The 26439-nt window shown below is 72.8% G+C and carries 20 protein-coding genes; 12 read left to right on the top strand and 8 right to left on the bottom strand.

Annotation, left to right across the window (positions count from 1 at the left end; translation table 11 throughout):
* Positions 1-902: 902 nt before the first annotated feature.
* Positions 903-1475 (bottom strand): hypothetical protein, encoded by a 573-nt coding sequence (locus tag ACF061_RS36520; RefSeq protein WP_392271318.1) that lies wholly within the window; start codon positions 1473-1475, stop codon positions 903-905.
* A gap of 818 nt (positions 1476-2293) precedes the next feature.
* On the opposite strand from ACF061_RS36520, the gene ACF061_RS36515 reads away from it, so the two are divergent.
* Together ACF061_RS36515 and ACF061_RS36510 are read left to right on the top strand one after the other, a co-directional pair.
* Positions 2294-4465, top strand: a complete 2172-nt coding sequence (locus ACF061_RS36515) for a hypothetical protein (RefSeq protein WP_392271317.1) — start codon at positions 2294-2296, stop codon at positions 4463-4465.
* A 361-nt stretch (positions 4466-4826) separates the two neighbouring features.
* Positions 4827-7034, top strand: coding sequence for a TerD family protein (locus tag ACF061_RS36510; protein WP_392271316.1), 2208 nt, complete (start codon positions 4827-4829; stop codon positions 7032-7034).
* Positions 7035-7164: 130 nt separating this feature from the next.
* Here ACF061_RS36510 and ACF061_RS36505 read toward each other — a convergent pair whose 3' ends face one another.
* Together ACF061_RS36505 and ACF061_RS36500 are read right to left on the bottom strand one after the other, a co-directional pair.
* Positions 7165-8304, bottom strand: coding sequence for an alpha/beta hydrolase (locus ACF061_RS36505; RefSeq protein WP_392271315.1), 1140 nt, complete (start codon positions 8302-8304; stop codon positions 7165-7167).
* Positions 8305-8567: 263 nt separating this feature from the next.
* Positions 8568-9845, bottom strand: a complete 1278-nt coding sequence (locus tag ACF061_RS36500; protein ID WP_392271314.1) for a benzoate/H(+) symporter BenE family transporter — start codon at positions 9843-9845, stop codon at positions 8568-8570.
* Positions 9846-9994: 149 nt separating this feature from the next.
* On the opposite strand from ACF061_RS36500, the gene ACF061_RS36495 reads away from it, so the two are divergent.
* From ACF061_RS36495 to ACF061_RS36485, 3 genes are all read left to right on the top strand, one after another.
* Positions 9995-10540: a helix-turn-helix domain-containing protein gene (locus ACF061_RS36495; protein WP_392271313.1), complete on the top strand. Its 546-nt coding sequence runs from the start codon at positions 9995-9997 to the stop codon at positions 10538-10540.
* A gap of 141 nt (positions 10541-10681) precedes the next feature.
* Positions 10682-11500 carry an SAM-dependent methyltransferase gene (locus ACF061_RS36490; protein ID WP_392271312.1) on the top strand — a complete coding sequence of 273 codons (819 nt, stop codon included), beginning with the start codon at positions 10682-10684 and terminating at the stop codon, positions 11498-11500.
* A 315-nt stretch (positions 11501-11815) separates the two neighbouring features.
* Entirely contained in the window at positions 11816-12352 is a 537-nt protein-coding gene (locus ACF061_RS36485) for a hypothetical protein (protein ID WP_392271311.1), read from the top strand.
* A 199-nt stretch (positions 12353-12551) separates the two neighbouring features.
* On the opposite strand, the gene ACF061_RS36480 is transcribed toward ACF061_RS36485, so the two are convergent.
* Positions 12552-12959: a nuclear transport factor 2 family protein gene (locus tag ACF061_RS36480; RefSeq protein WP_392271310.1), complete on the bottom strand. Its 408-nt coding sequence runs from the start codon at positions 12957-12959 to the stop codon at positions 12552-12554.
* 280 nt (positions 12960-13239) lie between these two features.
* On the opposite strand from ACF061_RS36480, the gene ACF061_RS36475 reads away from it, so the two are divergent.
* The 3 genes from ACF061_RS36475 to ACF061_RS36465 are packed head-to-tail and all read left to right on the top strand — an operon-like array spanning position 13240 to position 16471.
* Positions 13240-14400: an acyl-CoA dehydrogenase family protein gene (locus tag ACF061_RS36475; protein WP_392271309.1), complete on the top strand. Its 1161-nt coding sequence runs from the start codon at positions 13240-13242 to the stop codon at positions 14398-14400.
* A complete protein-coding gene (locus ACF061_RS36470) occupies positions 14397-15251 on the top strand; it encodes a phosphate/phosphite/phosphonate ABC transporter substrate-binding protein (RefSeq protein WP_392271308.1) in 855 nt (284 codons plus the stop codon). Before ACF061_RS36475 ends, ACF061_RS36470 begins: the two co-directional genes overlap by 4 nt.
* A complete protein-coding gene (locus ACF061_RS36465; protein WP_392271307.1) occupies positions 15248-16471 on the top strand; it encodes a ferritin-like domain-containing protein in 1224 nt (407 codons plus the stop codon). The genes ACF061_RS36470 and ACF061_RS36465 overlap by 4 nt, the downstream gene beginning before the upstream one ends.
* Positions 16472-16548: 77 nt before the next feature.
* Here ACF061_RS36465 and ACF061_RS36460 read toward each other — a convergent pair whose 3' ends face one another.
* Positions 16549-17109, bottom strand: coding sequence for a cysteine hydrolase family protein (locus ACF061_RS36460; RefSeq protein WP_392271306.1), 561 nt, complete (start codon positions 17107-17109; stop codon positions 16549-16551).
* Complete coding sequence (locus ACF061_RS36455; RefSeq protein WP_392271305.1) at positions 17106-17930, bottom strand: alpha/beta fold hydrolase; 825 nt, start codon at positions 17928-17930, stop codon at positions 17106-17108. Before ACF061_RS36455 ends, ACF061_RS36460 begins: the two co-directional genes overlap by 4 nt.
* A 57-nt stretch (positions 17931-17987) precedes the next feature.
* On the opposite strand from ACF061_RS36455, the gene ACF061_RS36450 reads away from it, so the two are divergent.
* The 4 genes from ACF061_RS36450 to ACF061_RS36435 all read left to right on the top strand — a co-directional run bounded on the left by ACF061_RS36450 (position 17988) and on the right by ACF061_RS36435 (position 22252).
* The gene (locus ACF061_RS36450) at positions 17988-18473 is read left to right on the top strand and encodes a MarR family winged helix-turn-helix transcriptional regulator (RefSeq protein ID WP_392271304.1); all 486 of its coding nucleotides are present in this window, start codon (positions 17988-17990) and stop codon (positions 18471-18473) included.
* 283 nt (positions 18474-18756) lie between these two features.
* Complete coding sequence (locus ACF061_RS36445) at positions 18757-19509, top strand: ABC transporter ATP-binding protein (protein WP_392271303.1); 753 nt, start codon at positions 18757-18759, stop codon at positions 19507-19509.
* A gap of 5 nt (positions 19510-19514) precedes the next feature.
* Positions 19515-20885, top strand: coding sequence for an FtsX-like permease family protein (locus tag ACF061_RS36440; protein ID WP_392271302.1), 1371 nt, complete (start codon positions 19515-19517; stop codon positions 20883-20885).
* A 143-nt stretch (positions 20886-21028) separates the two neighbouring features.
* A complete protein-coding gene (locus tag ACF061_RS36435) occupies positions 21029-22252 on the top strand; it encodes a sensor histidine kinase (protein WP_392271301.1) in 1224 nt (407 codons plus the stop codon).
* Between the two features lie 7 nt (positions 22253-22259).
* Here ACF061_RS36435 and ACF061_RS36430 read toward each other — a convergent pair whose 3' ends face one another.
* Both ACF061_RS36430 and ACF061_RS36425 read right to left on the bottom strand, forming a co-directional pair.
* Positions 22260-22925 (bottom strand): response regulator, encoded by a 666-nt coding sequence (locus tag ACF061_RS36430; RefSeq protein ID WP_392271300.1) that lies wholly within the window; start codon positions 22923-22925, stop codon positions 22260-22262.
* A 116-nt stretch (positions 22926-23041) separates the two neighbouring features.
* The gene (locus ACF061_RS36425; protein WP_392271299.1) at positions 23042-26149 is read right to left on the bottom strand and encodes an alpha-N-acetylglucosaminidase; all 3108 of its coding nucleotides are present in this window, start codon (positions 26147-26149) and stop codon (positions 23042-23044) included.
* Positions 26150-26439 lie beyond the last annotated feature (290 nt).

The raw sequence follows: 26439 nt of genomic DNA, 5'->3' as shown, positions 1-26439 counted from the left end.
TGAACTGATACGACGTCAAATGAACTGGTTATATGAGTAATTGACTGGGCATTGGGCCTTCAAGGTGATTTCCTGATGCCTGGTCACCCTTTGCGCGGGCGTCCCGGCGGAGACTCACGGCGCGTCGCTGCTTGACATGACGCGCGTATCGGCCAACGTGAGGGATCCGTGCGGGACTGTGGCACTGCGACGTGTGTCGCTGCGCGGTACGGCATTGGCCCTCGCGGTCCGGCGACCGGTACCAGCCGGGGCACAGTGGTGGCAGGTCTGCGGCACGTTCCGATCGCACGGCGTCCGGAGCGGGACACCGCTGCGGCCTCACCGGCCCGTCGCGTCGGGTACTCGGCGTGACCGGTGTCGCCCGGCGTGCTCGTGTTGGTCGTGGGCGGGCGGTGACGGGATTCGGCTGGGTACCGCCATGGTGGTGCCCCAGCGTGCGTGGTCACGCGGGAATACCCTCCTGGAGTCGCCTCCAGTGCCGGTCTGGCCATCGGCACTCGCCCCGTTCCTGGAGCGCCGCTGAAGGTGAGCGTGTTCCTTCTGATCCCCCGGCTGGAACGACGGCCGCCCGCTGGGACCGGAGACCAGGGGCGGCCGTGAGTGCTTCCGGCGGAAGCCGGTGAATGCTGTGAGCGGCGGGTCGGACGCGTTCGAAGAACAGGCCGCCCGGTGCGCATGGCAGGGAGGCCCGGAAGAGGACTGGGGCGGCCGGGGCGCGGGATGTTCGGGCCCGCTTGTCCTTCGTCGGATCGCTTCGCCACGGACGGAGCGACCGGGTGCCCTGGTCCGGGCGTCCCGGCGCGGTGCTCCCGGGATCGCGTTCACATGCACGAGAGCCCCGGCCCGATTACGGCGGGCCGGGGTTCTCCGTTGTATGGCGTGTGTCGTGGTGGTGCGCCGGGTCAGTACTCGCCGCCCTTGTGGCGCTCGATGACGCGGAAGCTGCCCACGACGCCGTTCTTGACGTGGACGCCGCCTTCGACGTGGCCGGTCCGGACGCCGTCGCTGGAGCTGCGGGGGCCGACGGTGGCGATCGGGGCGCCGTTGTCGCAGGTGGCGCCGCGGAAGACCTCCACGGTGCGGCGGCTGTCGTTGCGGATGTTCAGGCTCTTGGCGCCCAGGCCGCTGACGACGGTGATGCAGCCTCCGGGGCGGGCGGAGTAGGACCGCTCGTTGATGTGGATCCAGCCCTCCTCGAAGTTCTTGCCGCCGCGCTCGTTGCCTTCGTTGCCGCCGCGCTCGTTGCCGCCGCGCTCGTTGCCCTCGTTGCCCTTGCCCTCGTTGCCCTTGCCGGCGTTGCCGCCGGTGTCGCCTCCCATGGGGGCCTGGGCGGGGGCGGGGGCCTGGACGGGGGCCTGCTGGACGACGGCCGGGGCCGTCTGCGGCGCCGGGGCGGCGGTGGCGTAGGTGATGCCGGTCGCGGTCAGGGCCGCGGCGGCCGCGACGGCCGCGGTCAGTGCGTGGGAACGGGTCATGATCATGTCTCTTGTTCTCCTGTCTCAGACTCAGAGAGAAGCCGGCTGTGACAGCCGTTGCGTAATTGAACGTACTGACGCCTCCCATAGCTGTCATATCGGGCGGATCGGGAGGACCGGCGCCACAGGGCCGATCGGGGGACACACAGCGCCCCAAACGCCACCGGCGACGAACTGAGGCGACGTCAAATTCGTGCAGCCCTTGCCGGATTGAATGACTATTACTCCTAAAAGGTGATCTTCTGACAGCCGCTCACCCTTCGCGGCCGGGGTCGCCGGGAAGTGTCGGCGAGTCGATGCTTGACATGCGGGACGTCATAGGTTTCACGCGGGGCGTGCGTTGGCTGGGCCCTCGCGTTCACCGGTCCGGTCATCGGCGCCGAAGACCCTCCGGCGCTGTGGGGCCCGGCTGGGCAGCCGGGGATCTGCGCGGTCGCCGCGATGGAGCCCGGCGTCACCGGGTGGTGTTTCCACCATGACGGGTGGAGGACCGCCAATCGATGACACCGGCTCGGCTACGTTGTCGCCGGTCGCCGGTCGCCGGTCGCCGGTCGCCGGTCGCCGGTCGCCGGTCGCCGGTCGCCGGTCGCCGGTCGCCGGTCGCCGGTCGCCGAGCCGGCTGTGCGAGCGCGCCGCCGACCACCGAGGTCGGCGTCCTCGGGGGAGTGCCGGAGTCGAGACGGGCCGGGTGGCGGGACCGTCAGAGATGTCCGGCCCGGCGGCGCGGGTGTGTGCACCGTGGACGACCACGTCCTCGGCTCGCCGGTCGGCGGGAAAACGGGATGCGACCGCTTGCTCGGGCTTGGGAGCATGCCGGAATGGTCCACCGACTCGAACCTCTGGTCGTCCGGCACGCTCACCGCATCCCTTCCCCCGCGGGGCCTGCGGGGCAAGGCGCCGCCGCGGCACGACAGTTCGACGCCGCGCTGATGTCGGTGGGCTTCAAGCTCTCGGCGGAGCTGATCGAGCATCTGTCCGGGCTGTCCGAGGGCACGGTCGTCGACACCGCGGTTCGGACGCTGGGCACGGTGCGTGAGATGGTCGGCGACCATGTCCGGCACAACGTGTACTTCGCCGACTTCCCGGCCGACGTGCCCCACACCGTCGACTTCTGGATGCGGTGCATCGCCGAGGCCCTCGCCGACGACAGGACTCGGCCGAGCGCCCTCGAGCAGCTGAGCTCCGGTGTGGTGGACCTGCTCACCCTCCCGTCGTACGGCGACTACCGGCACACGTATGCCGAGATGCTCGCTCACCACGACGAGCTGATCGCCGCGGCGGGGGACCGTATGACGGTCCTGCACCTGGGGGGTTCTCCGGACGAGGAACTCACCGCCCTCTACCTGACGTGGGCGGGCAGCAGCACGCCCCTGAGCGAGGACGTCCTGCGGGACCTCGGGGACCTCGCCGGTCACTGCGTGGACGGACCGCAGCCCGAGGAGATCCCGGTGCGGGAGAGCCGGGCCGTGATCAACCTGGCCCGGCTCATGGCCGGTGCCGGCCCGCTGCTGGACACGGTCACCGATGTGCTCCGGCTGGCCTGTGCGGTCGCGGGCGGTGACGTGACCCTGCGGGAGCCGACGCGGCTGCGGACGCTGCCCCGTGCGGTGCGCCGGGCGCTGCTCGCGGGCCTTGACACGGTCGTCGCCGCGGCGCCGGCCAAGCTCGCCGACGTACACGCGCACCGCGAGATGTGGAAACGGCTCGGTGAGCGACTGCATCCGCACGAGTACCCGCAGTGGCCGCACGCGGCCGACGTGTTCGCCGTCGCCCGGGGCGAGAAGGCGGCGCGCACCTTGGACGGCCGAGTGGAGGAACTGCTCGCCATGGGCGACGTCACCGGCGCGGTCGGGCTGCTGAAGGCCGCGCCCGGCAGACTCTTCCGCTCCCTGGACCGGCTGCTGCGCGACGCCCCCACGCAGGACGAGCGCGACGCGGTCGTGGCCGCCGCCGAGCAGGTAGCCCCCGATGTCTCCGGCCGGGTCGTGCTGTCGGTGCGCCAGCACCTGCACAACCGTGCGAAGGAGACCGGCGAACGCCGGGTGTTCGTCAACCGTCTGGGCCGGGCCTGGGTCACCGAAGACACCCGCCCGCCGGTCCTCGCGCCCGAGCGCGAGCGGCTGGTCGCCGCCCTGGACGCGGAGCTGCGCCGCCGGCTGCCCGCGGCGGACCACCTGCTCATCGACCCGGACGTCCTGGACGTGGCGCTGCCGCTCAGCGGCAGGGCGACCGCGTCCGGGCTCGGTGTGCTGCCGCGCGGCTCGGTGTCCCCGGTCGACGGGGAACTGCTGCGCTTCTTCGTGTACTGGAAGCAGACCGAGCGCACCACCGACTACGACCTCTCGGCGCTGCTGCTGGACGCCGACTACGCGACCGTCTCCTGGCTGTCGTACACCAACCTCCGTGCCGCCGAGGGCGAGCACTCCGGCGACATCACGGACGCGCCCGAAGGGGCCTCGGAGTTCATCAACCTACGGCTGGGCGCCGTGCGGGGCGCCTGTGTCGTCCCGCAGGTCAACATCTTCTGCGGGGAGGGCTTCGAGGAGGTCGAGGAGTCGTTCTTCGGGTTCATGCTGCGTGAGGCCGAGCAGAAGGGCCGCTCGTTCGAGCCGCGCACGGTACGCATGAAGTCCGAGCTGCGCGGTCCGGGCCGGGTCGCTCTGCCGCTGGCGTTCCTGCGCGGGCCCGACGGCCGGTGGCGCGCCAAGTGGCTGCATCTGTACCTCAAGGGGACTCCGACGTCCAACCGGGTCGAGGGCAACCGGGTGACGGTCGCGACGCTGCTGCGCGGCATCGTCGAGCGCGAGCAGCTCACGGTCCGCCATCTCATCGACCTGATGACCGGCGGCGCGACGACCACCACCATGTGGGACGGCAAGACGATCCCGGCGGGCCCCGTCACCTACATCGGTCTGGAGCGGCCCGACGGACTGCACCCGCAGTCGCGGATCGTCACTCCCGGAAATATGCGCGACCTGATCCCGGCCTGACTGTTAACGTAGCCGTGGCGAGGCCATGAAGGGGCTTCCTTCTCACCACACTTCTAGCGTCCAGTCCCTTCGCTTTCCTCGCCGCGGACCTGAGGCTCCCGGCCGTCCCGCCTTACGCGGGACGGCCGGGAGCCTTTCGCGCCCCGTGCGATCCCGTCGCGCGCCCTGGAAGTGTCCAGCGGTCGTCGCCCGCCGACCCACGCCCCGCGGTTGCCTGTGCCTACCACGTCCGGTGCCGGGGCAGGCCGCGAGCGGCCCGCCGGCGGTGGGACCCGGCCGGGTGCGGGTGGTCCCACGAGGGAGCGCACCGGCTCGGACCACCCGTCGACTTCACGCCGCCTTCACTGTCACCATGAGCCCCATGACGAACATCACCAAAGGGGCCAACGTCCCTGTTCCCGCAGGTGCGTTGCGGGTCGCCGTCTGCCGGCTGAGTGTCCCCGGGACCCCGCTGGTCGACGCCTCGGCCCTGCTGCTCGACGCCGGGGGCAAGGTCCGAGGCGATGCCGACCTCGTGTTCTACAACCAGCCCGCACACCCCTCCGGGGCCGTCCGGCACACGGGGGCGGGCCAGGGCGGTGGGATGCTCGCCGAGTGGCTGGAAGTGGACCTGCCCCGCGTAGAGCCCGGGATGCAGCGGGTGCTGATCGCGGGCTCCTGCGACGGCGGGGTGTTCGGGCAGGTGCCCGGGCTGTACGTACAGGTGCTGACGGCCGAGGGCGCCGTGGTGGCGCACTACACGGTGACCGACGCCACGAGCGAGACGGCGTTCGTGCTGGGGGAGTTCTACCGGCGCAACGGGTTGTGGAAGTTCCGCGCGGTGGGGCAGGGGTACGACTCGGGGCTCGCGGGACTGGCGACCGACTTCGGGATCGCGGTCCAGGACGGACGGTCCGGGTCCGAGCCGGTCGCGCCGGCGGTGCCGCCCGCTGCGGCGCCGGTGCCGAACACGGCCGTGTCCAAGACCGCGGGGCTGCCGCCGTCCTCGGCCGGCCCGGTGCCGCAGGCCGTCCCGGGCCCGCCCGCGCACCCCGCGCCGGCACCCGTGGCCCCCGCTGCCGCCATGGTCCCCGACCGTCTCCCCATCGGCACCGACTTCGTGCCCCACGTCCAGAGCGGCTTCGGCAATGGCGTGGTCGCCGTGGAGGCACCGCTGCCACCCGGCCCGGTGATCGTGGAGGCCAGGATCGAGGGCGACGACTACCTCTTGGTGGAGACCCTCGACCGCCGCAACAAGAAGGACGACATCGTCTTCAACACGGAGTTGCCCGACTTCCACGGCCGCGCGCTGGTGCAGCCCCCGCAGGGCCGCCCGCTGCGGCTCAACGTCGACTATCCGGGAGCCTGGACGATCACGGTGCTCCCCCTGTCGTCGGCCCGCCGGCTCGGCACGCGGGAACTCACCGGGCGCGGCGCCGACGTCGTCGCGTACACCGGAGCCGCGGCCGACGTGACGGTCCGGTTCGACGGCGGTGCGGACCGCGGCCAGTGGTTCCTGATGAACTGCCACGAGGCCGCCCACCTCGACGACCTCGACCGGCACGACATGCTCGTCAACGAGACCGGCCGGCTGGCGCAGACCGTCCCGGTGCCCGACGGCCCGCTCCTGCTGGTCGTCGAGAACGCCGAGGGCGACTGGGGACTCACCGCCAGACCGCTGCCCGTCCACACGCCGTCCACGGATCAGGAGACCGGCGAGGCCCCGCGCACCCCGGCCCCGGACGGGAAGGGCGGGACCGGGCTCCGTGCCCTGTTCAAGGGCCGGCCGACCAGCGTCTACGAGGGCCGGGGCGAGAAGACGATCACGCTGGTCAACCCGTGGCCGGGGCGTCCGGCGCTGGTCCGGTACGACTTCCCGCGCGCCGAGGCCGACTACCGCCTCGAGGTGAAGAACGTCGACGAGTACGGTGACGAGAGCGAGTGGCTCACCGGCGGGGAGTGCGGGACGCGTGGCGTGTCCGTGGCCTTCAGGGCGGGCCAGGCCGAGCAGACCGTACGCGTCCGGCACACGGGTGAGTGGACGCTGCGCCTGCTGCCCGAGGAGGAGGCCCCGCTGCTCACGGGCCCGGTCGAGGGCAAGGGGTCCGCGGTCCTGCGCTACCAGGGACCTCCCACACTGATGACCGTACGACGGACGTCGCTCGGCAAGGACGAGAGGCTGGTCGCGCTCTCCCTGAACCACCCGTACGGCAAGTGGACGAACATCGCGGACACCAACCGTCGCCGCCGCCCCGTACTCGGCCCGGTGTGGGTCGATCCGGGCGGCTCCTGCTTCGTGGTCGTCAAGGCCGTCCAGGGCACGAAGTGGCGGCTGGAGCCGGAACCACTCAGCGCGGCGCCGGTGCTCGGCGCGCGGACCCATGGCGGCTGGTACGGCGTCGTACGGCACGACGGGCCCGAGCGGGAGCTGGTGATCGCCGGGTCGAGCGGCGTGATCCATGTCTTCGAACTGGACGAGAACCTGTTCCCCTACCGAAAGATCACCGCGTCTTCGGGCCCGTACCGCATATCGAGCTCACTCCTGCACGTCAGGTCGCTCGGAGACTGGACGCTCGAACTGCGCGACTGACCGCGGCGCCCGCCGACTCCCAGGGCGAACCGGCCGGGGCCGGGCCCCCGAGGCCATCCGCTGCGACGCGGTGCTCCCGGGGGCGCCGACACCGGCATCGGACGGCGTCGCGGACTGCGCGGGCGGCCCGTCAGCCGCGCAGGGCCTGGCGCAGGACCTCGCTGGTGCGGGCGACCGCGTCCTTGGCGGACGGGGTGTCGCGCAGGGCGTCGAGCATCATGAAGTCGTGCACGATGTGCGGGTAGTCGAGGTGCTCCACGTCTACGCCGGCGGCACGGAGCTTGCCGATGTAGGTCTTGGCTCCGTCGCGCAGGACGTCGGAGTCGGTGACGACGAGGGCCGGGGGCAGGCCGCGCAACTGCTCGGTGGTGGCCTTGTTGGGCGAGGCCAGCGGCTGCTCTCGATCGGCGGCGTCGGGGGCGTAGGCGTCCCAGAACCACTTCATGTTCGCGCGGGTGAGCCAGCAGTTCTCCGCGAAACGCCGGTAGGAGGCGGTGTCGAAGTTCGCGTCGGTGACGGGGTAGAGCAGGACCTGCTTGCGGAACACCGGCCCGCCGCGCTGCTTGGCCATCATGGTCACCGCGGCGGTCATGTCACCGCCGACGGAGTCGCCGGCGACGGCCAGGCGCCTGCCGTCGACGCCGATCTCCTTCCCGTGTTCGGCCACCCACTTCGAGGCGGCGTAGGCCTGTTCGATGGCCACCGGGAAACGGGCCTCGGGGGAGGGGGTGTAGTTGACGAAGACGACCGCTGCGCGGGCTCCGTGGGCGAGCTGGCGTACCAGCCGGTCGTGCGTCTTCTCGTTGCCGAGCACCCAGCCGCCACCGTGGATGTAGACGAGACCGGGGAGGGTGCCCTTGACTCCGGCCGGGCGGACGATCCGGAGGGAGACCTGGCCGGTGGGGCCGCCCTTGATGGTCTTCTCGGTGATGTCCGCGGGCAGTTCGGGCACGGGTCCGGCCTGGAGCTTGTCGAGGACCTCGCGGGCCTGTGCGGGGGTCTGCTCGAACAGGGGTTTGCCGTCCTGGGCGGCGAGCTTGTCGAGGAAGCGCTGTGTGGTGCTGTCGAGTGTGACGGGCGGCGTCCCGCAGGGGACGTCGCCGCGGGACGTGCCGCCGCCGGCGGTGCCGCCGTCCGTGATGACGGCGGGCTGGGCGAAGGACGCGGCGCCGGGTGCGGCGGAGTAGACGGTGAGGACGGTGCCGGCGGCTGCCGCCGCCACTACGGCCGGCAGGATCCTACGGCGGCCTTGTCGATGAGCTGCACGCATACGCCTCTCCTTCTGAGTGAATTCGTTCCCCCCGCGCATACCTTCGCGGGTGGGTCGCCCTGTCGGCCAACAGGAGGAATCCGCGTGGGTGGCGCCGCACGGCCGATGGGGTGACGTTGGACTCGAGAAGGTTTCGGACGGTCTCGCGCGGGGCTTGCGGCTGCCACGGCGACTGGAAGCGGCCGTCGTGAGCACACGTCCCCGGCGCGCCGGCGACGCCGGCTCCGCTCGGGCGGGTTCCCTGGTCGGGGCCCGCCGCGGCGCTACGCCGAGGGCCGTTCACCGGCCGGGATCGAGGAGGGGGCGTCCGCCGGGCGGTCCTGTGCCGGTGCGGGCGTCGAGGGCGCGGGCGTCGGCCCGCCGCGTCGTCCGGCGTTGACGACGACGCTGGTGAGAGCGCCCGCGAGCAGTCCCCAGAAGGCGGAGCCGATGCCCAGGAGGGTGACGCCGGACGCGGTGGCGAGGAACGTGACGACCGCCGCCTCCCGCGACGTCCTGTCGGACAGAGCCGTGGTCAGGGAGTTCTCGATCGTGGCCAGCAGACCGACGCCCGCCACGGCGAGCACGAGGGCGTGCGGCATGGCGGTGAGCAGCGATGCGACCGTGGCCCCGAACACGCCGACGCAGAGATAGAAGACGCCGGCCCACACGGCGGCGACGTAACGCTTGTCCCGCACCGGATGCGCCTCCTCGCCGGTGCAGATCGCGGCGGTGATGGCGGCGAGGTTCAGCCCGAACGCGCCGAACGGGGCGAGCAGCGCGTTCACCGCCCCGGTCCACGTCATCAGCGGCGACACGGGAACGTCATAACCCGAGTTGCGGAGCACGGCGACTCCGGGCAGGTTCTGCGAGGCCATGGTGACCACGAACAGCGGCACGCCGACGCTGACGAGGACCTTCCAGTCGAAGTCCGGCGCGACGAAGACCGGCGCGGCGAGTGAGACGTGCAGCTTGTCCAGCCGCCATCCGCCGGTGAGGACCGTGGCGAGGACACCGCCGGCGAGGGCGACCAGCACCGCGTAGCGCGGTGCCGACCGGCGCGCCACGAGATAGAGCGCGAACACCGGGAAGGCGACGGCGAAGTCCTCCTGCATGGTGCTGAACAGGCCGGTGCCGAACCGCAGCAGCACCCCGGCGAGCAGGGCCGCGGTCAGCGGCACGGGGATGCGGTCCATGGCGCGGGCGAACCATCCGGTCACACCGGTGACGAGGACGAGCAGTGCCGAGAAGACGAAAGCGCCGACGGCCTGGCCCATCGGCACGCCGGTGAGACTGGTCGCGAGCAGGGCGGCGCCGGGCGTCGACCACGCGGTGACGACGGGAGCGCGATGCCGGAGGGAGAGGCCGACGCAGGTGGCGGCGAGCCCGACGCCCAGCGCGAGCATCCACGATCCGATCTCCCGGTCGTCCGCGCCCGCGGCCTTCGCCGCGGTGAACACGAGCGCGGCCGAACTGGTGACGCCCACGGTGACGGCGATCAGACCGGCGGCCACGGCCGAAGGCGGGGCAGCCGCGCGTATGCGGTCGGTGAAGGAGGACATACGGGGCAACTTCCGAGGAGGCGGTCCGGGGGGATGCCGGCGGGATCGGCAGGATGTTCCATAAACAGAACGTTCTGTTTGTGGAACACTAGAGAGGAGGGCCGAGACCCGTCAACCACGGCAACGAAGAGCGGGAGCGCGATCCGGCGATGGGGCTGAACGACGAAGTGGGGCGCAGGCTCCGGGAGCTGCGCACGGCTCGGGGTTGGTCGCTCTCGGAACTGGCGCGGCGCTCCGGTGTGGGCAAGGGCACGCTCTCGGAGCTGGAGAGCGGTACGCGCAACCCCACGCTGGAGACCCTCTACGCACTGACCACGGCGCTCAACCGGCCGCTCAGCGCGGTACTCAGCGACGACCCCGCACCGCCTGACGAGCGGCGGGAGGCCGCCGTCTCCGGCAGCGCGGTCACAGCCGTCCTGATCGAGCGGCACGAGGACGGCGACGCGGTCACCGACGTCTTCCGGATCACCATCGCCGCCGGCGCCACGCAGGAGTCGGCGCCGCACGTCGCGGGCACGACGGAGAGTCTGATGATCCTCAGTGGCACGGCCGTCGTGGGAGTCCTGGACGCGCCGAGCAGCGTCGGGCCGGGCATGTCGGTGTGCTGGCCGGCCGACACCGCGCACCTGTACGGCGCCCCGCACGGCGACGTGCACGGCATTCTCTTCGTGCGCTACCCGGCGGCCGCGCTCTGACCCATCTCGCGGGCCGCGAGCCTTCCCCGACGAACCGGGCCCGGCCGGCACCGTCCGCGGTCCTGGACATGGAGGGCGGCGGAGGTGCCAAGAAGCCCGAAGCGGTGGCCGGCCGGCGGCGACGTGGGGAGGATTGTCGTCATGACGGATCACCGCTCCTCCATCGACCCCAGCAGGCCCAGCATCGCCCGCGTCTACGACTACCTGCTCGGCGGCAAGGACAACTACGCCGTCGACCGGGAGATCGGCGACGTGTTCAAGCGGGACCTGCCCGGTTCGGTGGCGATCGCCTTCGCCAACCGCGCGGCCCTGATCCGGGCCGTCGGGGAGATCGTGACGACCACCGGCATACGGCAGTTCATCGACCTGGGCAGCGGCCTCCCGACCACCGACAACGTCCATCAGGTCGCACAACGGCACGCTCCGGAGTCCCGGGTCGTGTACGTGGACATCGATCCCCAAGTGCTGGTCCACGGACGTGCGTTGTTGGAGGAGAACGACCGGACGCGGGTCGTCCCGGTCGATGTACGAAACCCCGAGGGCATCCTCACCCATCCGGACACCCTGGAACTGATCGACCCCACCCGCCCCGTCGCCGTCGTCTTCAGCGCCATCCTGCACCACGTCAACGACGAGGAGGATCCCGCCGGAATCGTCCGGTACTGGCGCGACCACGTTCCCTCGGGCAGCTACTTCTTCGTCAGCCACTTCCGTTCCGGCGACAACCCGGAGACGGCGGAGGCCGAGAGGGTCCTCCAGCAGACGTTCGGCCGTGGCAGGTGGCGCACCGACGCGGAGATCGAATCCTTGCTGGACGGCCTGGAACTCCTGGCCCCGGGGATCGTCCCAGCGTCCCTGTGGCGTCCCGAGGCGGTCGACGACCCTCGGATCGGCGGCGGCGAACAGGAACTCACCGTCTGGGAGCGTCTCATCGCCGCCGGTCTGGCCCGCAAGCCCTAGCCGGAACGGGGATTCGGTTCACCCGTGCCGGAAGGAGGGGCCGGGCGGCGGCGTTCCGTGCCGCGGGCGTGGGTCGTGCGGTGCCGCATCTCCCCGGCCCGCGTGGGCGGGGCAGGCCGCACGGCTCGGTTCGACCCCGCAGGCGGTGGCCGCGCCCGGCAATCGCGACGGCCCCGAGGGTTCGTCGGCGGATTGTAGCCCGGACGGCGCCCGGGCCGCCCGACATCGGAGATCAGCCGCGGAAGATCCTCCGCACACGGCATAGTGCTCCCGTGACCGGACGCCGCCCGCGGTGGTCGCACGAGGAGGAACTCTGTGTCGTCGCCCTGTGCCCCCGAGCACGCTTCCGCCGGCGATGTCGGCGCGGTGCTCATGATGATCGACTCCCATCTCAAGGCCGTGTACGACGGCAGGACCGAGAGGGGAGCCGAACAACAAGCCCTGACCGACCAGTTCGCCGCGTCCATGGACGCAGAGGGGTTCGACGACGTACTGGACGGCGCCTGCACGCTCATCTACATGTTCATGAAGTGGCTGGGGATGGCCTACGAAAGCCACGGCAAGGACGTCCTCGAGTATGTGGTGCCGAGCCTGGTGGCCACGATGCGCATGATGCCCAAGAGCTTCCCGCCCGAGGTCATCCCCACCATGACCGGCCTGGTCGTCGCCGCGGGAACCGATCTGAGCCCCAGCCTGTGGCGCGGGCAGTACGGATACTGGACCAAGGAGGAGATGACCCCCCTGGAGGCCACCGCCTTCCTGCTCGCGGAGCACATCAACCGCCTCGCCGACGACCGGGACTTCGCCACCCGCCTGATCGCCGAGGCCCTGACCGACGCGGGCGAAGGCTGACGGCCCGATCCCGCGAAGGTTTCTCGTGGCGGACGGCGCCCGGTCCATGTCCGGCGGCGCTCCGATGTGCTCCGAACCGACCGCCCCACGGGGCACGGCGCCGGCGGTCGACCGTGGCAGATCGGGCGCGGTCCGGTGAAGTGCCCGCCGCACACGGGAGGTGAGAGGGAACAGGCCCTCCGGCGTGCCGCGGGTGATCTCACTGGGCTCCGGTGATGGTCCGGCCCGGCATCGGCTCCGCGAGCGCGGCCCGCCAGGCCGGGGCGCCGAAGGGGTCGGCGAAGTACTGCGTCTCGTGCACCACGTGCCGGCCGGCGAATTCCATGATGCTCACCGAGTACGAAGGCACACCGTCGTAGGTGATGACGCATTCGCTCACCCACAGATCCGCGCGGCCGGTGATCCGCTGGACGGTGAAGTGCCGGTCGGCGGGGTGCCCGCCGCGTTGCGCCGTGATCGCCGCGCGGCCGCGGAACCGTTCCCCCGACTGTGGGTAGTCCAGGATCGCGTCCGTGGCGTAGACGGCGTGCTCGGCTTCGGTGTTCCCGCGTTCCGAGGCCCGCCAGTGTTCCTCGATCGCGGCCCTGGTCCAGGAGTCGGCATCCATGGCACCGCCCTTCCGTGTCGGTGGCAGCCTAGGCACTCCGGGCGGCAGGCTGCCCGGGACGGGGCAGGAGCGGGCGGTCAGGTCCCCCTGTCGGCCGGACCGGGGGCGCCGGCCGACGACCACGGCAACGACGTCGAGCGACCGCCACCCGGCTCACCCCGTCCTCACCTCACGTCGCCGTCGGTTCCGGGTCCGGCCCGGTGCGCTTGAAGGGAATCCAGCGGACGCAGTGGTTGAGTAGTCCCGTAAGTGGCTTTCATACCGATCCTGAGGGGCCATCATGCCGCACCCCGCTCACGACGTGCCGGCGCCGGGCACTCCCGAACGCCTGGACGCCGTGATCCGCGACGTCGTCGAACCACTCGCCCAGGACGTCGACCGGGAGGGCAGGTTCCCCCGGGACGGCGTCCGAGCCCTGGCCGCCGCGGGAGGGCTCGGTCTGCTCAGCGCAACGGAGCACGGGGGAGCCGGCGCGGATCTGCGACAGGCCGCCGCGGTGGTCGAGCGGCTGGCCGGCGTCTGCGGCTCGACCGCCATGGTGCTCCTCATGCACTACGCGGCCGTGTCCGTCATCGAGGCACACGGCCCGGCACACGTGCGCCGCGCGGTCGCCGACGGACGGCACTTGAGCACCCTCGCCTTCTCGGAGAAGGGCTCACGCAGCCACTTCTGGGCGCCCGTCGGCACCGCTGCCCAGGACGGCACCGACGACGTGCGGCTGAACGCCCGCAAGTCCTGGGTCACCTCGGCCGGCGAGGCCGACAGCTACGTGTGGTCGAGCCGGCCGCTCAGGGCCGCGGGCCCCATGACGCTGTGGCTGGTACCGAGCGACAGTGCGGGCCTGGACGTACAGGGCGACTTCGACGGATTCGGGCTGCGGGGCAATGCCTCCAGTCCCGTCGGCGCCAAGGACGTACGCGTTGCGGAGACGGCCCGGCTGGGCGCCGACGGCGAGGGCCTGGCCACCGCCCTGGACCTGGTGCTGCCCCGCTTCCTCGTACTGAGCGCCGCATTCTGCATGGGGGTGACCGAGGCGCTCCTCGCCCTTGCCGCGGGCCACCTGCGCACCACGCGCCTGGAACATCTGCGGCAGAGCCTGGCGGAGCAGCCGGTCGCCCGCCGTGAGTACGCCCTCATGCGGCTGCGCGCCGACGCCGCCCGGGCCTTCCTCGACGACACCCTCGCCGCCCTCGACACCGCCCGCCCCGACGCGACCCTGCGGGTGCTCCAGGTCAAGGCGCTGGCGGCCGAGACCGCCGCCGAAGTGGCGGACGGCGCCATGCGCCTGTGCGGCGGCAGCGCCTACCGCCGCGACCTGGGGATGGAACGCCGCTTCCGGGACGCACTGGCGGCGCGCGTGATGGCACCGACCACCGAGGCGCTGTACGACTTCTGCGGACGCGCCGGACTGGACCTGCCGCTGTTCGAGGAGGCCCGATGACTCCGCTGGTGCTGGGGGCCGTCGCCTACGACCCCAAGGTGGTGACCATCTGGTCCGGCTTCCGCGCCTGGCTGTCGCGGCAGCGACTCCCGTTCGACTTCGTGCTGTACGCCCACTACGAGCGGCAGGCCGAGGATCTGGTGGGCGGCCGGATCGACGCGGCCTGGCATTCGCCGCTGGCCTGGCTGCGCACCCGCCGGCTGGCCTCGGCGGCGGGCGTCGGCATCCGGCCGCTCGTCATGCGCGACACCGACCGGGACCTCACGTCGGTCGTGGTGGTCAGGACCGACGCACCCATCGCCACTGTCGCCGACCTCAAGGGCGAGACCGTCGCGGTGGGCGCGGTCGACTCGCCGCAGGCCACCCTGATCCCGCTGCACCACCTCCGGGGGCTGGGCGTCGACACGGACACCGGCCTGCGAGTCGAACGTCACGACACCGGCGTGGGACTGCACGGGGACCACATCGGCGGCGAGCGGGACGCGGCCCATGCCCTGCTGGCCGGCCGGGCGGCGGCAGCCTGCATGATCGACGCCAACCACCTCGCCTTCGCCCAGGACGGGACCCTGCCCCCGGACGGCACGCGGGTGCTGACCCGCACGGCCCCCTACGACCACTGTGTGCTCGCCGCCGGACCCTCGCTCGCCACCGAACCGGCCGAACACCTGACCGCACTGCTGCTCTCGATGTCCTACGCCGACCCGGACGTGCGCCACCTGCTCGACCTGGAAGGGCTCACCCGCTGGGTGCCCGCACGGGAGAGCGGCTTCGCACAGCTCGAGGCCGCGGTCGACGCGACGGGCTTCTACGACCCGGACGGCCGGATCACGGCCACCGGCTACCGGCCGTGACGGCGAGCGACCCGCGCTCCGGCGCCGCCCTGCCGCTCGACCTCGCCGGACTCGGCTTCGAGCAAGGGGCACACCTGCTGCTGCGCCGGGCGCTCGGCCACGTGGCGCCCGGCGGGCAGGTCGCCGTGTCGGGCACTCACCCGGCGCTCCTGCCCCATCTGGCCGTCTGGTGCCGTCGCGAAGGACACACGGTGACACCCGCGCCCGCCGAGACCACCCCACTGCGCGCGCATGTGCGCCGGGGCACCGCCGCCGGGGCCCGCTGGAACGGTGCCGAACGTGCCGGTGACCCCGGACCGGGCGGGGTGGTCGACCGGGCCCCGGCGCACTGGGGCCTGGCCGCGCGGGGCGCGCTCGTCGAGGCCGGCGGACCCGAGGTGCACTTCGCCGTGGCCGACCGGGACATGGCCTGGACGGACCAGGCGTCACGGCTCTACCGCCAGGCGACCGCCGCCCAGTGGGATCCGCAGTCCGCGATCCCCTGGGACACTCCCTTCGCTCTGCCCGATGACGTCGAGACGGCCGTGACGCAGGTGATGACCTACCTCGTGGAGAACGAGCAGGCCGCCCTGGTGGTGCCCGGGCGACTGCTGGCCCAGGTGCATCCGCACTTCCGGGAGGTGCTGCAACTGCTCGCCGTACAGGCCGCCGACGAAGCCCGGCACGTGGAGGTCTTCACCCGGAGGGCGCTGCTCAAAGGAGGCCGGATGGGCACCTCGTCGGTGGGGGGCCGGGCCTCCCTGGCGACCCTGCTGACCGAGCCGGACTTCTCCATCGCGTCCTTCCTGCTGTCCGTGCTCGGCGAGGGCAGCTTCCTCAACCTCCTCTCCTTCCTCGAGCGTCACGCACCGGACCCGGTGACGCGCCGCATCAGCCGGCTCGTGCGCCAGGACGAGGCGCGGCACGTCGCGTTCGGCCTGGGCCATCTCGAACACCGCGGCACCGTCGATCCCCGGCTGCGCGGCCGGCTGCGGGCCGCCGTGGAACGCCGTCACGAGGCGTTGACGCACACCGCGGGCCTGAACGCGGACGTGTTCGACGCCCTGGTGCTGCTCGCGGCGGGCTCCTGGGAACCGGAGGCGATCGAACGCGGCTGGCGCGCGGTGCGGCGGCTGCGGGCCGACATGGACGAGGGACGACGTCACCGGCTGTCCCGGCTGGGCTTTCCCGACGACGAGGCAGCGGCCCTCTCGGCACTGCACACCCGCAACTTCATGTGAGTCCCGAGTCGCCTCCGCCCGGCGGCGGCCCGCACGGTGGTTCTCACGGTGCGCGGGCCCGGCCACCTCGTCCGGCGCTATCGGGGCGCGATCGCACCGAGCCAGTCGTCGACGGTGAGGACATCCGCCCACTGCGGGAACAGCTTCTCCGTGAGCACCCGGTGCACCTCCGGGTCGAGGTCCAGGCAGGCGTCGGAGAGGACGGTCAGGCCGAAGTCGAGGTCGTTGGCCTGACACAGGGTGTACAGCACCACGGCGCTGGTGGCGATGCCGGTGAGCACGAGGCTGTCGATGCCGCGGGTCCTCAGCACCATCTCGAGGTCGCTGCCCGAGAACGCGCTCGCCCGTCTCTTGGTGACCACCACCTCGCCCGGCCGGGGCGCGACCTCGGGGTGGATCTCGGTGCCCGGGTCGCCCTCGACGTAGAGCCCGGCCCGCGCGATGGCGGTGAGAGCCCTGTTGTGCGGGCCGACCTCAGGGAAGCCGGGGCGCAACGCGATGACCACGTAGATCACGGGGATGCCGGCCGCCCGGGCTCCGTCGATCGCCCTGCGAAGGCGTGGCACGTATGCCGAGCCGTCGTCGGCGATGTCCACGATGGCCCGTTGGACGTCCATCACGAGGAGGGCCTTGCTCATACCGTCTCCAGGAACGAGGTCAGTCTGGCGTTGAAGCGTGCCGGGTCCTCCATGTTCGGGTAGTGCGCGGTGTCCGGCACGGTGACGGTGCGCCCGTCGCGGACGAGCCCGGTCAGGCGGTGGGCCATGGCCAGGTGGTCCGGGGAGTCCAGGGCGCCGTTGATGGCGCACACCGGGACGGCGATGCCGGCCGCGCGCTCCCAGGTGGCCGTGACCGGCACTCGGTGGTCCGGCTCACCGGGCGCGTGCTTGCCGAGCGTACCGAGTGCCATCTCCCGCACTCGGCGCACGACACCGGGATCGACCTCGGCCAGGTCGCGGTGCGGGCCGGCGGTGAACCGTTGGAACGCGTCGACCCAGGCGGCCGCGTCGCCCGCGGCCAGCGCCTGCCCCTGGGCGGCGAAGACGTCCAGCTCCCACGGGCCCTCGAAGACGGGCTCGCTGGTGCCGACACCGCTGACGACGACCGCGCGCACCAGTTCGGGGTGCTCCAGCGCGCAGTCGACGGCGGTGGCGCCGCCCATCGACACCCCGACCAGGACGGCCGGTGCCGCGTCCAGTGCCCGCAGCAGCGCGGCGAGGTCGTCGACGGGCCGGAAGGGACCGGTGGCGTTGTCCGAGCCCCCGTGTCCACGGGCGTCGAACGCGATGACCCGGTGGCTCGGGGCGAAGGCCGGGAGCTGCTCCTGCCACATGCGGTGGTCGACGAAGCCGCCGTGCAGGAACACCAAGGACGGCCCGGACCCGGTCTCACGGTAGGCGAGACGGCCGTCGGCGGTCGGCAGCGAACGGATCGGTAAGGAGGTGAGAGCGTCAATCATGACAACCAAGGTGTCATCTGCCCCGTGGTTTGGCAACCAAGGTGTCATGATGGCGCCATGACGGACGAACGCACCCCCGCCCTCTCCGCGCCCTGCCCGGACGAGATGGCCGAGCGTCTTGCGGAGGTCTTCGACCTGGTCGGGCCCCTCTACCGGCGGGTCCACCGCAAGGTGGAGCGGCAGGCGCCGGCCGAGGGCCTGTCGGTCGGGGTGCGCGCGGTACTCGATCTCCTGCGCACCGGGGGGCCGATGACGGTGCCGCAGATGGGACGGGCCCAGGCGATCAGCCGGCAGTTCGTGCAGCGCATGGTGAACGACGCCGCCCGGCACGGGCTGGTGGAGAGCCTCGCCAACCCGGCACACCGCCGGTCGGCGCTCATCGGGCTCACCGACGAGGGCCGCGCCGCGATCGGTGCGGTACGGGCCCGTGAGCGCGCGCTGCTGCGTCAGGTCGACGGCGACCTGACCATCGCCGACATCGACGCCTGCCTGCGCGTGCTCGGTGCGATGCACGCGCTTTTCGACGACGTGGACGTGGACTGAGCGCCGACGCGCCGGTGCTCGGACGTGCCCGGTCGACCGCGCGTACGGCGGCGTGCCGCGCCGCCGCGGCCACGACGCTGAAGGCCCGGGCGGTTCCGCCTGCGCGAGCCGCCCGGAACCGTCCGGCCGGTCCGGCCGTTCCGGTCCGCCACGGGTAGCCGGCCCCGAAGGGGCGGCGCGCCGGTCGACGGCCCGTGCCGGCGACCGGGGTGAGGTTTTCCGAACCCTGGATCCGGGGGCGGGCACGATCGACCGCCGTGCCCCGCCCGCCGAGGATGAGGGCATGGCCCAGACGACCACGGACATCAGAACGGCAACCACCGCCCGCGCGGAGGACCTGCACCGCGACTACGGACGCGGTACCGCCGCGGTGCGGGCGTTGCGCGGAGTGTCGGTGGCCCTCGCACCCGGGACGTTCACGGCGGTGATGGGACCGTCGGGCTCCGGCAAGACCACCTTGCTGCACTGCCTGGCGGGGATGGACCGGCCCACCCGGGGATCGGTCTGGTGGGGTGACACCGAGGTGTCCCGGCTGCCCGAGCGGCGGCTGGCGGAACTGCGGCGAAGCCGGGTCGGATTCGTCTTCCAGGCGTTCAACCTGATGCCGGCGATGACGGTCGCGCAGAACGTCGAACTCCCCGGCCGACTGGCAGGCGAGCGGCCCGACCGGGAGCGGGTGCTGGACGCACTGGCCCGGGTGGGACTGGCCGGGCGGGAACGGCACCGGCCCGGGCAGCTCTCCGGCGGGCAGCAGCAGCGGGTGGCGATCGCCCGGGTGCTGGTCTCCCGCCCCCAGGTGCTGTTCGCCGACGAGCCGACCGGTGCGCTCGACCGGGCCACCGGCCACGAGATCCTGGCCCTGCTGCGCGACGGTGTGGACCGCGAGGGGCAGACCTGCGCGATGGTGACCCACGACCCGGTCGCCGCCGGGTACGCGGACCGGGTGCTGCTGCTCGCCGACGGTGTCGTGGTGGACGAACTCGTCCGGCCCACCGCCGCCCGGGTCGGCGAAGCCCTCGCCCGGTTGGGCGGGTGAACGCGATGTCCTCGATCGCCCTCGGGCAGATGCGCCGGCGTCCGGCGGCCTTCGTCGGCCTGGCGGTCGCGCTCTTCCTCACCGTCGCCACCCTGACGCTGTTCGGCTCGCTGTTCGCCGCCGATGTCACCGCCCCGGCGGCCGCCCGGAAAGCGGCCGCCGGGCCCGGACTGATGGTGATCGCCGGTGCGTTCGGTGAGATCGCCGTACTGGTCGCGTTCCTCGTCGTGGTCAACGCGCTGGGCTTCGCTCTCCGTCAGCAGCACCGGGAGCTGGCGTTGCTGCGCACCATCGCCGCGACGCCCCGCCAGGCGCGACGGCTGGTGCGCGGCCAGGTCGTCGCGACCACGTTGCTGGTGACCGCGCCGGGCTGGGGCGCGGGCGCGGTGGCGGCCCGCCTCCTCCTCACGGAGTTGCAGCGACGGGGAATGGCGGCGCCCGGTGTACGGGTGCCGGGGACAGTGGTGCCGATGCTGGTCGCGCTGGTCGCCGTGCTCGCCGTCGGCCTGGCGGCCACGGCCGTCGCGGCCCGGCGGATCTCCCGGATCGCGCCCGCGGCCGCCCTCACCGCGAGCTCGACCGAACAGGGACGGACGGGCGCACCGCGCCTGCTCGCCGGAATCGGCACCCTGGTGGGCGGCGGCCTGCTGCTGCGACTGGCCGCGACGCGGCCGGCCGAACAGCCGGACGAGGCCGGGCAGGCGGCGCTGCTCGGTTCGCTGGTGCTGCTGGTCGCGGTCGCCCTGGCGGGGCCGCTCGCCGCGCGCGTCCTGGCGGCCGCGTTGGGCGCACCGGTACGTGCTCTGGCACCCGGCGCGGGCTGGCTGGCCGACGCCAACCTGCGCGGGTACGCGCGGCGGCTGTCGTCCGCGGTCACGCCGGTTGCGCTCCTCGTGGGACTGTCGGGCACCATGCTGATCATGACGAGTACCGCCGGGCGGGCCACGAGCGCGACGACCGACGCCGCCGGCGCCGCCACCGACGTCTGGCTGCGCCAGGCCGAGTTGGCGCTGCTGGTCTGCTTCGCTGCGGTCTCCACCGTCAACACCTCGGTCGCCGTGACCGCCGGCCGGCGCCGCGAGTTCGCGCTGCTGCGGCTGGTCGGTGCGACCCGGCCGCGGCTGCTGCGCATGCTGGCCGCGGAGGCCGTGCTGACCGCGGCGGTGGGGGTCCTGCTCGGCGCGGCGGTCACGGGCGCAGCGTCGGCGGCGTTCAGCACGGCGGTCAGCGGAACGCCGGTGCCGTCCGTCCCGGTGGCCGCCTGCGGGTGGATCGTCGCGGGCGCGGCGGCGCTCACCGTCCCTGGCATCGTCATCACGGGCCTGTGGGCGGTCCGCGGCCCGGCGGCGGAGCTGGTCGGCGGTGGCCGTGACTGAGCACGGCGACGGGGCGGCTGCCGCGGACGCGGCCCGGGAACGGACGGACCGACCGCGCCGGCCCTCCACCCGTGCCGGGCGCGCCGCCCGCCGGCTCGGCGCCGTCACTCGCCTCGGAGCGGCCGAGGCGTCCAGGGCCGGACATGGCTGAGCGGCGGCGGTACCTCTCCGTCCGGGGCGGCGAATGGGCCTTCGCCGTTGTCGGGCTGCCGCCGGCACTGCTCGGCGGCGCCTACGCGCTCGCCGTCCTGTACGCGGGGACGCTGCTCTCGCTCACCGTGCTCGGACTGCCGTTCGTGGCCGCCGCGCTGCTGGGAGCACGGGGACTCGGCGCGCTGCACCGCCGGCTGGCCGGCCGCTTGCTCGGTGAGCGCGTCGAGGCGCCGGCCCGGCCGCCCCGCCCGGCGGGAGCGGTCGCCCGCGTCCGTGCCGTGCTGACCGACCCGGTCGCCTGGCGGGCCCTGCTCTATCTGGTGCTGCGGTTGCCGCTCGGCGTGCTCGGGTTCGCCGCCGCCGTACTGCTTCCACTCGGCTGCGGCTGGCTGATCGGGTTTCCGCTCTGGGTCCGCCTGGTGGGACCGGGCCCGCGTCCGGCCGGCTGGCTGGACGCCGCATCCGTTACGCTCGGCCTGATCGTCCTTTCCGCGGTGCCCGGCGCGGTCCGGGCGCTGAGCGGAGCGAATCGGCGGCTCGTCCGGCTGCTGCTCGGCCCGGTCCGCGCCCAGCGGCGCGTCCGGGAGCTGGAGACCGCCCGCGCCACCTTGCTGGCGCAGAGCACCGACCACCTCCGCCGTCTGGAACGCGACCTGCACGACGGCACCCAGGCCCGGCTGGTCGCCCTGGCCGTCACCCTGTCGCTGGCCGAGGACGCGCTGGCTCCCGCCGCCGGTCCGGACCTCGCACGGCTGCGCAGCCTGGTGGACCGCGCCCGCGACCAGACCGACGACACCATCACCGAGCTGCGACGGCTCACCCGGGGCATCCACCCGGTGGCACTGGACGCCGGCCTCGGCGAGGCGTTGCCGGGACTGACCGCCACCGCGCCGCTGCCGGTCACCGTCCGTCTGGACCTGCCACAACGCCTGGACCCGGTGGTCGAACGGGCCGTCTACTTCTGCGCAGCCGAGCTGCTCACCAACGTCGCCAAGCACAGCGGCGCCGACTCGGCCGAGCTGGAGGCCAGCGCGGCCGGTGGCCGGGTCCGCCTGATCGTGCGCGACGACGGCCGCGGCGGCGCGGCACCGGGCACCGGCACCGGCCTGACCGGTCTCGCCGAGCGGCTCGCGGCGGTGGACGGCGTCCTGCGCGTCGACAGCCCGCCCGGCGGGCCCACCGCGGTCACCGCCGAGCTGCCGACGCACCTGTGACGGGACGTCACCCGCCGCTTTCCCTCAGAAAGGTGAGGACGGCCTTCACCCGCCGGTTGTCGGCGTCCGTCGCCCGCAGACCGAACTTGGTGAAGACGGCGGCGACGTGCTTCTCCACCGCCCGCTCCGAGACCACCAGCAGCGCGGCGATGGAACGGTTGGAGTGCCCCTGTGCCACCAGCTCCAGCACCTCGCGCTCGCGCGGCGTCAGGGTGTCCAGACCGCTGTGCCGGCCACCTCGCATCAGCTGCGTGACGATCTCCGGATCCAGTGCCGTGCCCCCGCCTGCGACGCGGTGCAGCGCGTCCACGAACTCGGAGGTGCGGGCCACGCGTTCCTTCAGCAGGTACCCGACGCCCGCCGCGCCGCCCGCAAGCAGCCGGGAGGCCCAGGCGGTCTCGACGTGCTGGGAGAAGACCAGGATGCCGACCTCGGGTGTCCTCGCCCGGATCTCCACGGCGGCGCGAATGCCCTCATCGGTGTGCGTGGGCGGCATCCGGATGTCCACCACGGCCACCTGCGGCCGGTGCTCGGCCACCGCGGCGAGCAGTTCGGGCGCCGTCCCGGCGGTGGCCACCACCTCGCAGTCGCGGGCGCCGAGCAGCTCGACCATGCCGTCCCGGAGAACGACGGAGTCCTCGGCCAGTACCACGCGCAGACGCCTGTTGATCACGACGCCATTATGGAGCTCGCCCGACGGCTGCCGCCGCCCGGTGCCGTGTTCCGAAAGAAGCCATGTGGAGAGGCGGGCCCACCGCTCCCCGGACGGCAACGGTCCGAGGCGGCCGCCTACGTGAGTGCCCAGCCGCTGAACCCGACGGTCCCGCGCGCCCCGTTCCCGCCGTTCGTCGCCGTCATGAACAGGCCCACGTCCTGGACCGCCGCGGCGCCGGGCACCGACACGGTCGCGACGGTGCGCCACGTGATCCCGCCGTCCGTGGAGCACGCGCCGGTGTACGCACCGCCGGACCGGCTCAACCGCAGCAGCACCGGCGCCTTGATCCCGGTGATCCGCCGGTAGGTGTCCAGGGTGCCGTCACCGGTGGCGTCGTAAGAGAGCACCACCCCGTTCGCAGGGGTCACCGACAGGTTCAGGAAGCCCGTCGACCCCGGCGCGGCCAGCGAGTCGCGGACCATGATCCCGGCCCGCGCCCACGCACCCGTCACCGCCTGGGCGTCCACCCGCAGCAGCACCGACGAACCGTCCCGGAAGGCGCCCTCGCGGTACGCGGCGCCGAACTCCGTCGTCGCCTTCCACAGGTCGGCGCCGCCGCCGTCGATCGCGAACCGGTCCGCCAACTGTCCGAAGACAGCGGCGTTGTTGCTGTACGTTTGCCAGCCCTCGGCCAGCGGACCCGCCTCGAAGAGCGTGCCCCGGTGCCGGTGCGTGACCCGTTTCCCGCCCCGCGGCCCGTACCGCACGTCGATCGTGTACGGCAGCGGGCGCAGCGGCTCGTCGAGCGGCGCGGCCGGTGCACTCGTCTGCCAGGAGACCACGCCCTGGCCGGCCGCCGGCACGCTCGGCAGGGACGTGCCGTGCTCCGGCGCCGCGTCGACGCCCTGGAGCGTGAAGTCGACACGGCCGGTCGCGCGCAGCCCGTTGACGTTGCGGAAGGCGGCGGTCAGGCGCGCGTGCCCGCCCGGCGGGAACGCGGACGGCTCGGCCGTCACCGTGACGGTGCCCTGGTAGGGGGCCCGGGCGAGCACGTCCCGTACCCGTGAGGCCGTCCGCCAGGCGTCGCCGTACGGTCGCAGCGGGTAGTCCTTGCGCTGCCGCGTCCACGGCTCCTCGATCGCGAACCAGTCGACGGCCTCCGGCTCGCGCCCCGACGCGAGCGCGTCCTGCAACCGGTCCAGCCACTTCTGCCAGCGCGGCAGGTAGAAGTCGCCCATCAGGCCCTGCCACTCGCGGTTGGCGTACTCGTGCAGATTGCCCGCGTCGGCGACGGACCGGTCGCCCCAGGTCGTGATCAGGACCTTGGCGCAGCGCTCGAACTCGGCGCGCTCGGCGTCGCCCGTGCCCATGGCCCGGGCGTCCTGGATCCACGGGCCCAGCAGGAAGTCCGGGTCGGTGCCGGTCACCTCGTCCGACAGCCGCATCAGCGTCAGCCACAGCGTGGCGAGCTCCTTGAAGGCGGCCCGGTCCGCGGCGTCGTACGCGGCCCGCAGTTCGGGCAGCAACTGGCGGCTGCGGTTCGCGAGGGCCTGCCGGGCCACGTCGACCAGGTCGTGGCGGTACGCGGTGCTGCGCCTCAGGTCCTCGGCCACATCGAGGAGTCCGGCCAGCGCGGCGTCGAAACGGCCCGGGTCGAAGGTGAGGGCGCGCGGCCCCCAGTAGTTGGCGCGGTCGGTGGTGAGGTCGGGGCGCGCGGCGAACAGCGAGTCGTGCGGGTCGGAGTGCTCGACCGCGGAGTGCTGGTACGCCGTCTCGTACAGCGCCCGCCAGGCGTCGCGGGCGCCGTGGTCGCGACGCCCGTAACGGAAGTCGGCGTACCCGGCGAACCAGTCGGCGCGGTCCACCTTCTCCGCGGTCCAGGCCAGTTCGGACCACAGCTCGAAGGCGGCCGGGTCGCGGTGCGTGGCCTCCGGCAGGTAGGCGGTGCCGACGAGCGCGCTGTGCGGCTTGTCGCGCCAGGCGAAGAACTTCTCGTTCCAGATGTGCGCGCGGGCACCGATCGTGGTGCGCCCGCCGAAGTTGGGGATGGTGCCGATCGCGTACGGGGTGCCGCCCCAGTCCTTCTCCCGGTCGGTCACCGACGAGTAGCGGTCGGAGACGCCGTCGACGATCAGCATCTTCTTCCTGTCGACGGCGTCGAGCAGCGCGGGCAGCGGGTTCGTCTGCCAGCCGAGGATGACCCAGAGGGCTCCCGGCCGGTTCTTCCGCAGGGCCGCCTCCACGCCGCGCGCGGCGCCGTCGATCGGCACGTCGCCGGCGGTGCCGCCCTCGTGCAGCAGATCCATCTTGAAGGCGTCGATCTCGCCGAACAGGTCCCGCTGGTGCTTGTAGAACGACTCGGCGACCCGCGCGAACGACGTGGTACGCGGATCGAGCCAGTCGGGCCGTTCGAAGCCGCCCGACCAGGTGCCTTGCGGTACGACGTGCGCGTCGCCGCCGTTGCGTTCCACGAATCCCTTGGGGACGTGGCCGTAGTAGCCCGGCAGGACGGGTCTCATCCCGAGCGCGCGCAGCCGGTCGACGATCCGGCGGCCCAACTCGGCGCGCCGGGCGATCAGTTCGGGAGAGAGCGGGCCGCCGTAGCCGTACAGGTTCTGCAGCAGCCACCACGGCTGGTGTGTGGGGGCGGGGAGCCAGGCGCGGGCCTCGGCTTCGCTGTACCCGAAGTCCCGCAGCACGCGGTGGTAGACGGCCTCGGTGCCCGGTGTGATCAGCACCTCGTTGCAGCCGTGCAGCGCGAGCACGTCGATCAGGCGCTCCCAGTGCGCCCAGTCCGCGAACGGCGCCGTGTAGCCGTCGTGGGTGTCGTTGAGCGCGAACCGGTGGGGCAGCGCCGTCGACCGCTCCAGGACGCGGGCCGGTGCGGGCAGTGTGCGAGGCAGGTCCAGTTGGCTGCCGTTCCAGGAGATGTGTGCTCCGGCCACGTACTTCAGGTACCAGTGGACCCCGGTGAGCAGGACCGCCGGGGTGGTCCCGCGCACCTCGATGCGACCCCGTGTTCCGAACACCCTGAAACGGTCCGCGCCGTCGCTCGCGGTCATCAGTTCGAGCCTGAACTGGTCAGCATGGCGCGGGAGTTGCCTGTCGAGCGCAGCCAGGGCCTGAGCCGTGTCGAAGCGTGTGCCGGAGTGTGCGGCGGGAACGTCCAGGCCGCTCAGGGCCGTGCCGAGCCCGAGGGCGCCGACCGCGCCGAGAACCGTGCGTCGCGTCGGTGCGGACATGTGTGACCCCCATGCGTCGCGGATGGTGCGGCGCACGCTATCCGGGGCGCCTGCTTCCACTCAACGGCGCGTATCTGTCCGCCCGGCGAACAGTGGCTGACCGCGGGCTCGTCAGTGACCTCCGCAGAAGGGACGGCCGCACCGTCTGCGGGCACGGCAAGCCGGTGGGTCCCGTGGGCCGCTGTCCGCGCGGTGCTGCCGGACCCGGTATGCGCGGCGGCATGGGAACACGGTGTCGCCGCTGCCCGCGCCCACCATCGGCGAGATCACCAGCCGGTACGGGGCCGCGC

The sequence above is a fragment of the Streptomyces sp. NPDC015220 genome, assembly GCF_043079345.1.
In the GTDB taxonomy this organism is placed as follows: Bacteria; Actinomycetota; Actinomycetes; order Streptomycetales; family Streptomycetaceae; genus Streptomyces.
This window is presented reverse-complemented; position numbering and strand designations above follow the sequence as displayed.